Raw genomic sequence first — 13,896 nt, 5'->3', positions numbered from 1 at the left:
TGGCGATGATGAAGGGTACCGACCGCGCCGCGGTCCTCATGCTCACCCTCGGCGAGGACGCTGCCGCCGAGATCATGCGCTACCTCGGCCCGCGCGAGGTACAGAAGCTCGGCCTGGGCATGACGCAGATCGGCAACGTCAGCCGCGAGCAGGTCGACGAGGTCCTCGACGAGTTCATCCAGACCGCCGCCGAGCAGACCTCGCTGGGGATCGGCTCCACGGACTTCATCCGCAGCACCCTGGTCAAGGCCCTGGGCGAGGAGAAGGCCGGCTCGATCATCGACCGCATCGTCATGGGCGGCACCACCCGCGGGCTGGATCAGCTCAAGTGGCTGGATCCGCGGACCATCGCCGAGATGATCCGCCTCGAGCACCCGCAGATCATCGCCATCGTGCTCTCCTACCTGGAGGCGGATCAGGCGGGGTTGGTGCTCGCCGAGATGCCCGAGCGCGTTCGCCACGACATCGTCATGCGCGTGGCCACCCTTGAGGGCATCCAGCCCCGCGCACTGCAGGAGCTCGACGAGATCATGGAGAAGCAGTTCTCCGGTCAGCAGCGCCTGAAGTCCTCGACCATCGGCGGCCTGCAGTCGGCGGCGAACATCCTCAACAACATGGACGGGCAGACCGAGACCGCCATTCTGGACAACGTCAAGGAGCTCGACGAGGAGCTCGCCGACCGCATCCAGGAGCTGATGTTCGTCTTCGAGGACCTCAAGCAGATGGACGACCGCTCCATGCAACAGGTCCTGCGCGAGATCGACACCGGCTCGCTGACCCTGGCCCTGAAGGGCGCCAGCGAGGACCTGCAGGCCAAGTTCATGAACAACCTCTCGCGCCGTGCCGGCGAGATGCTCCAGGAGGACCTGGAGGCCATGGGGCCGGCGCGTCTGTCCGACGTCGAGGCCGCACAGAAGGAGGTCCTCGCCGTTGCCAAGCGCATGGCCGACGAGGGCACCATCAACCTGGTCAGTAGCTCCGACCAGTACGTCTGAACCCCACCCCCCCGGTGCCGCTGAGCCCGGGGGCGTGTCGCAGCCGGGAGGGCGCGGATGGACAGTGGCGATCGACGCCTGCGGATCATCCCTGGAGAGTTCGCCGAGACGGCCGAGGCGTGGGAGACGCCCGACTTCGACCAGCCCGAGATCGACCGTCAGCGCCAGGCCGAGCAGGAGCAAGCCCGGCGTATCGAGCGCGAGAAGCGCCGCCGCCGTCGCGAGCGCCGCCGCCAGGCAGTGGCCGAGCGCCTGCGCCTGGAGGACGAGGCACGGCGCTCGCTGCCGACGGTCGAGGAGATCGAGGAGATCCGGGCCACGGCTCGCCGCCAGGGCCACCAGGAGGGCTACGAGGCCGGTCGTCACGAAGGCTTCCACGCCGGCTACCCCGAGGGCCTGCAGGCCGGGCAGAGCGACGGCCGGCGGGCCGGGGCGGTGCTGGTGCGCCGGCTGCGGGCCCTGCTCGATACCCTGGGCCGGCCGCTGGAGCAGCTCGATCGGGACGCCGAGGATGAGCTGCTGCACCTGGTCTTCTCCGTGGCCCGGCGGCTGGCCCTGGAGGAGCTGCGTACCGACCCGGAGCACGCCCTGGCGGCAGTGCGCCAGGCGCTGCGCGAGCTACCGGCGCAGGAGCGCGGCCTGACCATACAGGTCCACCCGGAGGAGCACGGCTTCATCACCGAGCAGCTGGGCACCGAGGTCGGCGACAAGGGCTGGTCGGTGGTGGCCGACGCCCACCTCACCCCTGGCGGGTGCATCGTCACCACCGAGACCTCTCGGGTGGACGCCACCGTGGAGCGGCGCCTGGACGCCGTCGGCGAGCAGCTGCTCGGCGACGCCCACGCCGGCGAGGGGGGCGAGGCCGTGCAGCGCAGCTATCGCGGTCGTGCCCCCGGCGCCGAGGAGGACGATACGGCGGGTGAGGCCGGTGGCGAGGGTGCCGAGGCCCCGGCCGGCGATGACGGGGGCGGTCGATGAGCACCGTTGCTGGTCTGGCCCAGGACTGGACCGCCCGCGTGCGCCGCCGGGTCGAGCACATCGAGCCCGTGCGCCCCCCGGTGGAGGGCGTGCTGCGGCGCATGGTCGGCCTGACCCTGGAGGCCGAGGGGTGTCGGGCGCCGCTCGGGGCGCGCTGCACCATCGAGGACGGCCAGGGCGGCGTCGAGGCCGAGGTGGTGGGTTTCGCCGGAGACCGCCTCTACCTCATGCCCACCGGCGATCTGCGCGGCGTCATGCCCAATGCCCGGGTCGTGCCCCGGGGCAGCGGCGCCCAGGCCCGGGTGGGCGAGGAGCTGCTCGGCCGGGTCATCGACGGCGGCGGGCAGCCCATCGACGGCGGCGGTCCGCTTAAGGCCCGGGAGCGCACACCGCTCATGGCCGAGCCGATCAACCCCCTCGAGCGCGCCCCCATCGCCGCGCCGCTGGACGTCGGGGTGCGCTCGATCAATGCCCTGTTCACCGTTGGCCGAGGCCAGCGCATGGGCCTGTTCGCCGGCTCCGGGGTGGGCAAGAGCGTGCTGCTGGGCATGATGACCCGCTACACCACCGCCGATGTCGTGGTGGTGGGGCTGATCGGCGAGCGGGGGCGCGAGGTGCGCGAGTTCATCACCGAGATCCTGGGCCGCCACGGCCTGGCGCGGGCGGTGGTGGTCGCCGCACCGGCCGACACGTCGCCGCTTTTCCGGCTCCACGGCGCCATGCGCGCGACCAGCATCGCCGAGTACTTCCGCGACCAGGGCTACAACGTCCTGCTGCTGATGGACTCGCTGACCCGCTACGCCCAGGCGCAGCGGGAGATCGGTCTGGCCATCGGCGAGCCGCCCACCACCAAGGGCTATCCGCCGTCGGTCTTCGGGTTGCTGCCGCGGCTGGTCGAGCGCGCCGGCAACGGCGCCGACGGGGGCGGCTCGATCACCGCCTTCTACACCGTGCTGGTCGAGGGCGACGACCAGCAGGAGCCCATCGCCGACTCGGCGCGGGCCATCCTCGACGGCCACCTGGTGCTCTCGCGCAGTCTGGCCGACTCCGGCGTCTACCCGGCGGTGGACGTCGAGGCCTCGATCAGCCGCGCCATGATGGCCATCACCAACGGCGCCCACCAGAAGGCGGCGCAGCGCTTCCGGGAGCTTTATACCGCCTACCGCCAGAACGAGGATCTGATCAGCGTGGGCGCCTACCAGCGCGGCTCGGACCCGCTGGTCGACCAGGCCATTCAGTACCAGCCCCGGCTGCGCGCCTTCCTGCAGCAGGATGTGAGCGAGGCGGTGGATTTCGACGAGTCCCTGGCGTCCCTGGGACGACTGACCGGTGAGGTGAGCGGATGAGCAAGGGGGCCGAGCGACTGCGCCCGGTGGAGCGGCTGACCGACCAGCGCAAGGAGCAGGCCGCCAGCCAGCTGGCCCGGGCCGAGGGGGAGCTGCGCCAGGGCGAGGCGCGCCTGGAGGAGATCCTCGAGATGCGCCAGGAGTACCGCCGCCAGCTGACCCAGGACAACGCCATCGAAGCGGCCCGCCTGCGCGATTTCAACGCCTTCCTGACGCGGCTCGACGAGGCCATCGTCCAGCAGCGCCAGCAGATCGCTCAGCAGCAGCGCCGCGTCACCCAGCTGCACAAGGAGTGGCTGCGCCGCTGGGGCGAGCACCGCACCATCGAGAAGGTCGTCGAGCGCCGCGCCGAGGCCGAGCAGGCGGCGGCTGAGCGGCGCGAGCGCCAGGAGTCCGACGAGGTGGCGCGCATGCTCTACCAGGCCATCCAGCGCGGGGATCTGCCCGGCCAGGGGGGGTAGCCCCGGGGGCGCCGTGCTGGTTCGGATCTTGCACCTGATCCGGGGACGCGTTCGTCGCCATCGCTGGAGGAAGCCGCATGCCACCCATCGACCCCGCCACGCTCGACCTCGACGCCTCGGTGCGCAAGCGCCCGGAGGGCGCAGCCCTGAACGGCGGGGGCGAGGCCGGCGGGTTCCTTGAGGCGCTGCTGGCGAGTCCCGCGCTCAAGGAGGCGGGCCTTGATGAGGCTGACCTCAAGGGGCTGCTCGATGCCCTCGGCGGCAAGCTTGACGGCGAGGCCTTGCCGCTGGACGGCGAGGCACTGCCGGCCGAGCTGGAGGAGGTGGCGCCGGACCTGGATGAGCTCTCCGAGAAACTGCAGGCCGTCATGGACGCCCTGGCGGGGATGGGCGAAGGGGACGCCGAGCAGGCCTTGGCGGAGCTCGACCCGGCGCTGCTCGAAGAGCTGGGCAACGCCGACCCGCAGGAGCGTTCCAGCAAGCTCCAGGCGCTGCTGGAGGGCGAGACGGACAAGCTCGAGCGCCTTGAGGCGTGGCTGGAGGGCCAGCGTCAGCTGGCTGCCGAGCGTGCCGAGGTCCTGCAGGCGCTGGCCGAGCTGGAGGACGAGGGGCTCTCGGGCAAGGAGCTGGTGGCCGCGCTCCAGGAGCGCCTGGCCCATCTCGACGGTGCCGGTCTGGCCGCGGAACCCGCCGAAGAGCAGGTCGAAGAGCAGGCCGGGGAGGGTGGCCTGGCCGCCATTGCGGCCGCCACCACCGCGATGCTCTCCGGAGTCGGGGGGAGCGATGACGCCGAGGGCGCGCGCCAGGGCGCCCTCGGCGACCAGATCGCCCGGGAGCTGCGCGCCGGCGGTTTGCTTAACGCCGTCTCCGGCGGGCTGGACCCCGCCGGCGGCCAGAGCCCCGGTGGCCAGGGCGGGCAGACCGGCAGCGGTGAGCGGGGCGCCGCCGCCGAGGCGCTGCTGCAGGCATTGCAGTCGGGCCAGCGCGGTCGGGACGAGGGCGCCGCTCGTGGCGAGTTCAGCGGACTGCTGGCTGCCGCCCAGGGGCTGGAGGGCAGTCAGCGCGGCGGCGGCCTGCAGTTCACCGTGCAGCAGCCGGTGGGTCAACAGGGTTTCACCCCCGCTGTGGGCGAGCGGGTGGTGTGGATGGTCAACGAGAATGTCCAGCAGGCGCGGCTGCAGCTCAATCCGCCCGGCCTCGGCCCGCTGGACATCCAGGTCAACGTCGGTGACGAGCGCACCACGGTGAACATCACCACGCACAACGCGGCCACCCGCGAGGCCCTGGAGCAGGACCTGGAGCGGCTCAAGCAGTTCCTGGCCGACCAGGGTCAGGGGGAGGTGGACGTGAATATCTCCCAGGGCGACGGCGGTGACGACGAGACCGATCCCGACGGCGGTGAGTCCCTGCAGGCCGCCGAGTCAGAAGGCGAGGACACCGGGGAGGCCGCCGCAGCCGGCAGTAGCGGCCGCGGGCTGATCGACCACTACGCCTGAAGCCGCCCGCCCAGCCGCCCGGCAAGCAGGCGCAGCGGCGCCACGGCCGCCGCGATGCCCACCAGGACCGTGGCAAAGGGCAGATCCAGCGCCATGGCGGTGACGAACGCCGCGGTGTAGATCGCAGCGGCCAGCCCCGCCGCCCAGGCCACGGCGCGCCGCCATCCGCCCGCCAGGGCGAAGGCCAGCCAGGCCGGGATGAAGACCAGGGCGAAGGCGGCCATCACCCCCATCACCAGCGCCGTGATCGCCACTACCGCCGCGGCGATCAGATCGAAACCGAGCGTCACCGGCCACAGCGGCTTGCCGTTGGCGGCGTCGTGGCCGGGGAAGAGCTCGTGGCGCAGCAGCCGGCGCGAGATGATCGGCAGGAGCACGGCGGCGGCACCGGCGACGATCAGCGTCGCCCACAACTCCTCGGCACCGACGAAGTAGAGCTGCCCCTCCATCAGGTTCTCGCCGAGGAGCTTGGCGTGGTAGGTCATCGAGGCGCCGAGCATCATCGCCGCCCAACCGAAGAGGATCAGCCAGGCGTAGACGTCGTTGCCGGTTCGGTGCAGGGCGCCCTTGATCGCCACCGCCACGGCGCTCGCCGCCAGGGCCGCGGCCAGCGGCGGGGCGCCGAGCAGCAGGCCCGCCACGCCGCCGGCGCCGGCCAGGTGGGCGAAGCCCAGGGCGGCCAGCCACTCGCCGCGCAGGCGCAGGTAGAGCCCGACCACCGCCACCGCCACGGCGGCGGTCAGCCCGGCGAGGAACGGCAGACGGAACAGGGGGTCGAAGAGCAGTTCCATTACGCGGCCGTCTCCGTTCGCTGCAGATGCCCGCCCGGCTCCAGGGTGATCACCCGGTGGCAGACCTGGCGGATGAAGTCGGCGTCGTGGCTGATCACCAGCGCCCCGCGCCCGGCGTCCAGGCGATTCAGTCCCTCGATGAGCAGCTGCCGGCCACGGGCGTCCAGGTTGTTGGTGGGTTCATCGAGGAGCACCAGGGCCCCGGGGTGGCCGAGGACGGACCAGACCAGCAGGCTCTGGCGCTGCCCGCCGCTGAGGCGGTCGATGCGCCGGCGCAGTAGCGGCTGCAGCGGCTCGGGCAGGGTGGCGGGGTCGGCGCCCATCAGCGTCAGGAGCTCGTCGCCGCGCAGGGGCAGCTCGCCGCCCTGGTACGGGGCCTGGGACTGGCAGGCGATGCCGGCGCCGGCAGCCGTTTTGGCCTGGCCGCCGAAGCGCTGCGCCTGGCCGGTGAGGACACTGAGCACCGTGCTCTTGCCGCAGCCGTTGGGGCCGGCCAGGCCGATCACCTCGCCGGGGTGGACCTGCAGAGAAACCGGGCCGACCACCGGCTCGCCGTAGCCAGCCCGCAGCTGTTCGATCTCGAGAAGCGGTTGCGCCACGAGATGGATCCTTGTCGTGGGGAAGAACGACCCGGGCGGGACCGTGCCCCGTCCGGGTCGCGTCATGGTAAGGGGCGCGGTACCGGCGGGCCCGCCGGTACCGCCGGGTCGGCTCAGGAGGCCGGCGAGGCGATGGCCTCGACCAGCTCGTCGATGACCGCGAAGTAGTCGTCGGCATCGCCGTCCACCGGGACCTGGGTGGGCAGACTGTAGTAGGACCAGCCCAGCTCCCGCTCGATGAACCGGGCCCCGTCCGCCGGCTGGAAGTCGGCGAAAAGCGTTACGCCCCGCTCGTCCTCGAGCTCGTTGACCAGCCGCCGCAGGTGGCGGGCCGTGGGCGGTACGCCGGGCAGCGGCTCCAGGTAGCCGTGCAGGGGCACGTCCAGGCGGTGCACGAGATAGTCGATGTCCGCGTGGAAGACCAGCACCCCGGGGGCGTCGGCGACGCGCTCCTCCCAGCCGGGCAGACGCTCCTCGACCGCCGCCTGGAAGTCATCGGCGTTGCTGTAGAAGTGCTCCGCGTGCTCCGGGGCCAGGTTGCCCAGGCGCGAGGCCAGGGCCTGACCCACCTCCGCCATGCGGACGGGGTCCAGGTAGACGTGGGGGTTGCCCGCCGGGTGGACATCACCCCGGGCACGGTCGGCGTGACCGGTCTGGCCGATCAGCTCCACCTGGGCGGCGGCCTCGAAGTAGCCGTCCTGGCCGATCTGCACGTCCGGGTTGTTGGCGCCGCGGATGGCGGCGGGCAGCCAGCCCTCCTCCAACTCGGCGCCCACCGAGACCACCAGGTCGGCCCCGCGCAGCGCGGCCATCATCGACGGCCGTGCCTCCAGGTAGTGGGCGTCGCGGTCCGGCGGGGCCATGGTGGTGACCTCCACATGCTCGCCGCCGACCTGCTGGGTGATCATGGCCATGTTGGTGGTGGTCGCGGCCACCTGCAGCCGCTCCGCCGCGGCGGGGCCGGCGGCGAGGGCGGTGGCGAGGACCGCGGTGGCAAGGATGCGCTTGAACATCATTCGACTCCCTCTGCGTTTGCGGCGCGGCGCGCTCAGAACGGATGGGCGCCGTGGGCGCCGAGGCTCAGGTTGTACTGGAGCATCGCCTGCCAGGCGTCTTCCCCGTGGTCGTGTCCGTGCCCATGCCCATGCCCAGCGCCACCGGCGAAGTCGGAGTAGTTGACCTGAGCCCGGATGTACGAGAAGTGCGACGGGTAGAAGGTCACGTTGGCCGCGTAACGGTAGCTGGTGTCTAGGGCCTCGATCTCATCGTGCCCGAAGGCGTCGTTGGTGATGCCCAGGGCTTCGGCGCGCAGGCCGGTCCGCCAGCGCGGGGCGATGCCGTAGACCGCCTGGAGATAGAGGCCGTCCTGCTTGCTGGTGCCGGCGTATTCGAAATCTCCGTCGTCATAAAAGTCGGCTTCGATGTTCCGGTAGAAGTACTCGCCCTGTACGGTCCAGTCGCCCTGGCCCTTATAACCACCGGCGTCGTAGCGATAGATCGCGTCGAGGCCGGCGAACCAGCTGTCGCCGTCCCAGGCGTCCTCGTCGTCGTCGATATCGCCCTTCTGGAAGGCACGGGCGTAGCCTGCGGATGCCCCAAACTGCGCGTTGTGATTGTAACCGAGGTTCGGTCCCCACTTGGCGAAGGCGGTCCCGAGGCGCGGGCCGGAGACATCGTCGAAGCCGTGGTCGTGCCCCTCGTACGGGGCGATTCCGCTGCTCTCACCTTGCAGAGTCTCGACACCGAACTTCAGGTAGGTGCGGGTGGGCGCCAGCCAGTTGAGCTGCACGCCGGTCTCTTGGATGCCGTGGTCGCCGAAGAGGTGCTCGCTGACCAGCGGGCGGTCCACGAAGTCCCACTCGTGGGGGTGCTGGCTGTTGATGTAGCCGATGTCGGAGAGGAAGCGGCCGGCCTTCACCTGCAGGCCCCAGGGCAGGCTGCGGGTGGTGAAGTACGCCTCCTCCAGGTCGATGTGGTCGGTGCCCTCGATGACCAGCATCGCGAAGGCGTCGAAATACGGGTCCACCGAGGCCTCGAAGGCGATCTCCGTCTCGCGCAGCTGGAAGCCGTCCTCGATCCCGTGGGCGTGGTCGTGGCCGTGACCGTGGCTGTGGCCCATGCCGAAGCCGCCGGGGTCATCGACGTGGCCGGAGAACTCGTTGCCGTACACGCCGTCCAAGATCACGGAGATGGACGGGTTCATCAGTGTGCCGGCGCCGATCTGCTCGCTGGAGGCGGTGGCCCGCTGCATCGGGCCGGGGTCGGCGCTGACGGTGGGTTCCGGTCCCTGCTCGACGGTGGGTTCGTCGGTGGGCGACTGGGCGTGGGCACTGCCGAGCAGCAGGGCTGCGCCGCCCAGACCGGTGGCCAGCAGGGCCGATCGGCGCCATTGGGCGTGGTATCGTGACATGTTCGGGCTCCCCTGGATTGAGTGACGCGCCGGGCGGTTGTGGCCGCTGTCGCGCTGCTGTGGTCAAGTTCCCGGCGCTGGTGGCCGATAGCACAAGAGAGTCCACAGCGGCCGCCTCCGGCGTCCAGTGCAATCTAGTTGCAAATGCAACAAGGCGTCAACAGGCGTCGCCGGCGGGTGATGCGGTAGCATGGGGAGTCGGCAGCAGCAGCGCCGGCGTCACGGCACAGTCAGTGCATTGATAGGGCACGGGGAGGCATACCAGTGCCGAAGATTGTCTACATATTCATGGGGATCATGGCGTTGATGATGGTCGTGACCATGGGCACCGTGGGGGCCCTGGCGTTCGGCTACATCACGCCGCCGGGCATGCATGCGGACGCAGAGCCCGACCTGGGGGATCCGCAGTACCTCAAGCTGGAGCCGCCTTTGACCGTCAATTTCGAGCGGGGTCAGCGGATCAGCTACCTGCAGGCCGAGGTCGAGGTCATGGCGCGCACCGACCAGGCGCTCGAGGGCGTGGAGCGGCACATGCCGGTGATCCGCAACAACCTGCTGATGCTCTTCGCTGATCAGAGCTTCGAGGCGCTCAACACCCGGGCCGGGCGCGAGGATCTGCGGCACGCCTCGCTCGAGGAGATCAACGACATCCTCGATGAGCGCGGGATCGAGGGCGAGGTCGAAGCGGTCTACTTCACCAGTTTCGTAATGCAGTAGCGGGCGGTCGTCATGTCGCAGCAGGATATCCTCAGCCAGGACGAGATCGACGCGCTCCTCCACGGGATCGACGACGGCGACGTCGACACCGAGGACGAAGAGGATACCGGCGAACTCCGGCCGTACACCTTTACCGCCGAGGAGCGCATCGTCCGGGGCCGGATGCCGACCCTGGAGATGATCAACGAGCGCTTCGGGCGGCTGTTTCGCATCGGCCTGTTCAACATGCTCCGCCGCACGCCGGAGGTCTCGGTCACCGGCGTGGAGATGATGAAGTTCGGCGAGTACGTCCACACCCTGTTCGTCCCCACCAGCCTGAACATCATCCGCGTGCCGCCGCTGCGCGGCTCCGGTCTGTTCGTGATCGACCCCAAGCTGGTCTTCCTGGTGGTGGACAACTTCTTCGGCGGCGGCGGGCACTTCTACCTCAAGGTGGAGGGGCGCGAGTTCACGCCCACCGAGCAGCGGGTTATCCGGCTGATGCTCGATCAGGCCTTCGATGACCTGCGCGAGGCGTGGAACCCGGTGCTCGGCGTGGACTTCGAGTACGTGAACATGGAGGTCAACCCGCAGTTCGCCAACATCGTCAGCCCCACCGAGGTGGTCGTCGTGAGCAAGTTCCACGTCGAGCTCGACGGCGGCGGTGGCGACATCCACGTGACCCTGCCGTACACCATGGTCGAGCCGATCCGCGAGATCCTCGACGCCGGCGTGCAGTCCGATCGCAACGACGTCGATGACCGCTGGGCCAAGGCGCTGCGCGAAGAGATGAAGACCGCTCCGGTGACCATGCACAGTACCCTGGCGCGCTCGGAGATCACCCTGCGCGATCTGATGCACCTCAAGGCCGGGGATGTGATCCCCATCGAGATGCCCGAGCGGGTGGTGGTCGAGGTCGAGGAGGTGCCGGTCTTCTACGGTACCTATGGGGTGTGCGAGGGCCATGCGGCGCTGCGCATTGACGAGAAGGTGCAGGCGCCGGAGCGCGAGACACTGCTGCCGGAGCGCGACCAGGTCCGCCGCGAGGAGCGCGAACGGGACGAGGAGCCGGTTCAGCAGCGCATCAACCGGCTCACCGCCGAGCAGCGCAGCGGCGCCGAGGAGTCCCACGAGGCGCCGGAGCGCCCCCAGAGCAGCCAGAGGGTGGATGAGTCATGAGTGACGAGAACGACCGGCCGTCGGCCGATGACGACTGGGCCGACGCCCTGGCCGAGCAGAAGGGGCAGGGCGAGCAGGAGGGAGAGCACATCGACGACGAGGCCCTGGCCGAGGAGTGGGCGGCCGCCATGGAGGAGGGCGCCGAGGCCACCGAGACGGCCGGTTCGGGCGGTCGGGAGAGCGGCCAGTCCGGCGCTGCCGAAAAAGGCGGCGGCGGCCGATCGGTGGACCTGGACGAGTTCGATCCGGCCGCCACGCGCGCCGCCGGCGAGGATGACCAGAACATCGATGTCATCCTCGACATCCCGGTGACGCTGTCCATGGAGATCGGCCGGACGCAGATCAGCATCCGCCACCTGCTCCAGCTCAACCAGGGCTCGGTGGTGGAGCTCGACCGCCTGGCCGGCGAGCCCCTGGACGTGATGGTCAACGGCACGCTGATCGCCCACGGCGAGGTGGTGGTCGTCAACGAGCGCTTCGGCATCCGCCTGACCGACGTCATCAGCCCGGCCGAGCGGGTGAAGAAGCTGCGCTGATGGCCCCTCGATCGCGCTCGTGGGTGACGTTCCTCCGGCGCTCGCGCCTGGCGGGGGCGGCGCTGGGCGTCAATCTGCTGGCGTTCTCGGCGCCGGCGGTGGCCGAGACCGTCCCCGGGGTCGAGGCCGAGGCCATCGTCCGGGTGATTGTCGCCCTGTTGGTGGTGCTGGCGGTGATTGTCGGGCTCTCCTGGCTGCTCCGGCGCTTCGGCGGCGGGGCCGTGGGCGGCACCGGGGCCATGCGTGTGCTCGGCTCGCTGCCGGTGGGCCAGCGCGAGCGCGTGGTGCTGGTTCAGGTGGGGGAGACCCAGCTGCTGCTCGGTGTAGCGCCCGGGCGGGTACAGACCTTGCATATACTGGAAACCCCAGTGACCGGCGTCGGCGGCGAGGCCGACGGCGGGCAGGGCGGCCCGTTCGCGGCGCGGCTGCGTCGCTTGATGCAGCAATCCGATCAGCAGTAGTCCATGCCCACACTCCGTATTCTGCTTCTCGTGGCGTTGTTTCTTTGCCCGGTGCTGGCCTACGGCCAGACCGGGCTGGAGGCGCTGACCATCGAGGAGACCGAGGACGGGCAGACCTGGAGCCTCAGCGTCCAGGTCCTCGTCCTCATGACCCTGCTGACGCTGCTGCCGGCGATGGTGCTGATGATGACCGCCTTTACGCGGATCATCGTCGTCCTTGCCATCCTGCGCCAGGCGCTCGGCACCGCCTCGACGCCGTCGAACCAGGTGCTCATCGGGCTGGCCCTGTTCCTGACCCTGTTCGTGATGATGCCGGTCTTCGACGAGATCAACGAGACCGCGCTGCAGCCGTACATGGCCGAGGAGATGAACGCCGAGCAGGCGCTGGAGCAGGCCAGCGAGCCGATGCGCGAGTTCATGATCCGCCAGACCCGCGAGGACGACATCGCCCTGTTCCTGCGCATCGCCGACTACGGCGAGGTGGACAGCCCGGACGACGTGCCCATGTCGGTGCTGATCCCGGCATTCATGACCAGCGAGCTGAAGACCGCCTTCATCATCGGCTTCGTGCTCTATCTGCCGTTCCTGGTCATCGACCTGGTGGTGGCCAGCACGCTGATGTCCATGGGCATGCTGATGCTCTCGCCGATGATCATCTCGCTGCCGTTCAAGATCATGCTCTTCGTCCTGGTCGATGGCTGGTCACTGGTGATGGGCACCCTGGCGTCCAGTTTCTTCCTGTGACCGCCCGGGTGCCCCGCCGGGCGGCAAGACCTTGCCGCCCGGCGGCAATGGCGGGGCGCCGAACGGCAAAAAGCTGCCGGCCCGGCCGGAGCCGGTCGGCCGGTGCCGGCCGCTAGCGGCAAGCCTTTAATGGAGGTTGTCTATGACACCCGAGCGGGCGATTCAGCTGGGCACGGACGCGCTCACCGTGGCCACGCTCCTGGCCGGGCCGATCCTGTTGGCGGCGCTGATCATCGGCCTGATCGTCGGCATGTTCCAGGCGGCCACGCAGATCAACGAGCAGACCCTCTCCTTCGTGCCCAAGCTCGCCGGCTTGGCGGTGGTGCTGTTCCTGCTCACGCCGTGGATGACCCAGGTCCTGACCGACTTCACCGAGGGGCTCATCCGCAGCATCCCGGAGATCCTGCGCTGAATGGAGATCAGCAGCGCCGAAGCGGCCGCGTGGGTGGGTACCTTCATGTACCCGCTGATGCGCATCGGGGCGGCGGCCCTGGTGGCGCCGGTGTTCGGCAACGACATGATCCCGCTGCAGGTGCGGGTGTTCATCGGCGTGGCCCTGACCATCGCCGTGCTTCCGGCGGTGGGCGAGGTGCCCCCGGTGGATCCGCTCTCGGCGGACGGCCTGCTGATCGCCGTCCAGGAGGTGCTGGTGGGGCTGACCATCGGCATGATCCTGGCCCTGGCGCTGAACACGGCGGTGATCGCCGGTGAGAGCATTGCCCTGGCCATGGGGCTGGGTTTTGCCACCATGGTGGACCCGCAGACGGGCATGTCGGTGCCGGTGATCTCCCAGCTGCTGCTGACCATCGTCACGCTGCTCTTCCTCGCCGTCGGCGGGCACCTGATGCTGATCCAGCTGCTGGCAGACAGCTTCGCGGCGGTGCCTATCGGCGAGATCGCCCTGGATCGGGACGTGTTCTGGGGTGTCGCGGCCTGGGGGACGCAGATGTACGCGGGTGCCGTACTCATCGCGCTGCCGCTGGTCACCGTCCTGCTGGTCATCAACCTCTCGCTGGGCGTGATGACCCGCGCCGCGCCGCAGATGAACGTCTTCTCCGTCGGTCTGCCGCTGACCATCCTGGTCGGCGGCGTCCTGATGCCCATCCTGGTCCTGCCGGCGCTGCCGGCGCGCATGGCCATGATGTGGAGCGAGGCGTACAACACCATCGGATCGTTGCTCGGTACACCGGGGATCGGGGGGTAG

15 protein-coding genes and 1 pseudogene are annotated in these 13,896 nt (G+C 70.0%); 12 read left to right on the top strand and 4 right to left on the bottom strand.

The window, feature by feature from the left end; all coding sequences use genetic code 11:
- Positions 1 to 5: 5 nt before the first annotated feature.
- The 5 genes from fliG (at position 6) to LRG10_RS06080 (ending at position 5,276) form a co-directional block, all read left to right on the top strand.
- On the top strand, positions 6 to 995 hold the full coding sequence (gene fliG / locus LRG10_RS06100) for a flagellar motor switch protein FliG (protein WP_201168699.1): 990 nt from the start codon (positions 6 to 8) through the stop codon (positions 993 to 995).
- Between the two features lie 57 nt (positions 996 to 1,052).
- Positions 1,053 to 1,973, top strand: a complete 921-nt coding sequence (locus tag LRG10_RS06095; protein WP_238634956.1) for a flagellar assembly protein FliH — start codon at positions 1,053 to 1,055, stop codon at positions 1,971 to 1,973.
- Positions 1,970 to 3,319 (top strand): flagellar protein export ATPase FliI, encoded by a 1,350-nt coding sequence (gene fliI, locus LRG10_RS06090; RefSeq protein ID WP_201168512.1) that lies wholly within the window; start codon positions 1,970 to 1,972, stop codon positions 3,317 to 3,319. Before LRG10_RS06095 ends, fliI begins: the two co-directional genes overlap by 4 nt.
- Positions 3,316 to 3,780 (top strand): flagellar export protein FliJ, encoded by a 465-nt coding sequence (fliJ, locus tag LRG10_RS06085; protein WP_201168510.1) that lies wholly within the window; start codon positions 3,316 to 3,318, stop codon positions 3,778 to 3,780. The genes fliI and fliJ overlap by 4 nt, the downstream gene beginning before the upstream one ends.
- Positions 3,781 to 3,857: 77 nt before the next feature.
- Positions 3,858 to 5,276: a flagellar hook-length control protein FliK gene (locus LRG10_RS06080; RefSeq protein WP_238634955.1), complete on the top strand. Its 1,419-nt coding sequence runs from the start codon at positions 3,858 to 3,860 to the stop codon at positions 5,274 to 5,276.
- Here LRG10_RS06080 and LRG10_RS06075 read toward each other — a convergent pair.
- From LRG10_RS06075 to LRG10_RS06060, 4 genes are all read right to left on the bottom strand, one after another.
- A complete protein-coding gene (locus LRG10_RS06075; RefSeq protein WP_238634225.1) occupies positions 5,267 to 6,067 on the bottom strand; it encodes a metal ABC transporter permease in 801 nt (266 codons plus the stop codon). The genes LRG10_RS06080 and LRG10_RS06075 overlap by 10 nt on opposite strands.
- A complete protein-coding gene (locus LRG10_RS06070) occupies positions 6,067 to 6,666 on the bottom strand; it encodes an ATP-binding cassette domain-containing protein (protein WP_238634226.1) in 600 nt (199 codons plus the stop codon). Before LRG10_RS06070 ends, LRG10_RS06075 begins: the two co-directional genes overlap by 1 nt.
- 113 nt (positions 6,667 to 6,779) lie before the next feature.
- The gene (locus LRG10_RS06065) at positions 6,780 to 7,679 is read right to left on the bottom strand and encodes a metal ABC transporter substrate-binding protein (protein WP_238634954.1); all 900 of its coding nucleotides are present in this window, start codon (positions 7,677 to 7,679) and stop codon (positions 6,780 to 6,782) included.
- A gap of 35 nt (positions 7,680 to 7,714) precedes the next feature.
- Positions 7,715 to 9,076 (bottom strand): zinc-regulated TonB-dependent outer membrane receptor, encoded by a 1,362-nt coding sequence (locus tag LRG10_RS06060; RefSeq protein WP_238634953.1) that lies wholly within the window; start codon positions 9,074 to 9,076, stop codon positions 7,715 to 7,717.
- Between the two features lie 264 nt (positions 9,077 to 9,340).
- Between LRG10_RS06060 and fliL the strand changes: the two genes are divergently transcribed.
- The 7 genes and pseudogenes from fliL to fliR all read left to right on the top strand — a co-directional run bounded on the left by fliL (position 9,341) and on the right by fliR (position 13,896).
- On the top strand, positions 9,341 to 9,793 hold the full coding sequence (gene fliL, locus LRG10_RS06055; RefSeq protein WP_201168495.1) for a flagellar basal body-associated FliL family protein: 453 nt from the start codon (positions 9,341 to 9,343) through the stop codon (positions 9,791 to 9,793).
- A 12-nt stretch (positions 9,794 to 9,805) separates the two neighbouring features.
- A pseudogene (gene fliM / locus LRG10_RS06050) lies at positions 9,806 to 10,768 on the top strand (flagellar motor switch protein FliM); the annotation flags it as partial.
- Positions 10,769 to 10,947: 179 nt separating this feature from the next.
- Positions 10,948 to 11,487 carry a flagellar motor switch protein FliN gene (gene fliN / locus LRG10_RS06045; protein WP_201168489.1) on the top strand — a complete coding sequence of 180 codons (540 nt, stop codon included), beginning with the start codon at positions 10,948 to 10,950 and terminating at the stop codon, positions 11,485 to 11,487.
- Entirely contained in the window at positions 11,487 to 11,948 is a 462-nt protein-coding gene (fliO, locus tag LRG10_RS06040) for a flagellar biosynthetic protein FliO (RefSeq protein WP_201242400.1), read from the top strand. Before fliN ends, fliO begins: the two co-directional genes overlap by 1 nt.
- Positions 11,949 to 11,951: 3 nt before the next feature.
- Positions 11,952 to 12,692, top strand: coding sequence for a flagellar type III secretion system pore protein FliP (gene fliP, locus LRG10_RS06035; RefSeq protein ID WP_201168483.1), 741 nt, complete (start codon positions 11,952 to 11,954; stop codon positions 12,690 to 12,692).
- A gap of 142 nt (positions 12,693 to 12,834) precedes the next feature.
- On the top strand, positions 12,835 to 13,104 hold the full coding sequence (gene fliQ, locus LRG10_RS06030; RefSeq protein WP_201168480.1) for a flagellar biosynthesis protein FliQ: 270 nt from the start codon (positions 12,835 to 12,837) through the stop codon (positions 13,102 to 13,104).
- On the top strand, positions 13,105 to 13,896 hold the full coding sequence (gene fliR / locus LRG10_RS06025; RefSeq protein WP_201168477.1) for a flagellar biosynthetic protein FliR: 792 nt from the start codon (positions 13,105 to 13,107) through the stop codon (positions 13,894 to 13,896).

Source organism: Halorhodospira sp. 9628, from assembly GCF_022228075.1.
GTDB classification, from domain to species: Bacteria; Pseudomonadota; Gammaproteobacteria; order Nitrococcales; family Halorhodospiraceae; genus Halorhodospira; species Halorhodospira halophila_A.
The sequence above is the reverse complement of the archived record's forward strand: the minus strand, read 5'-3'. Positions and strand labels throughout refer to the sequence as shown.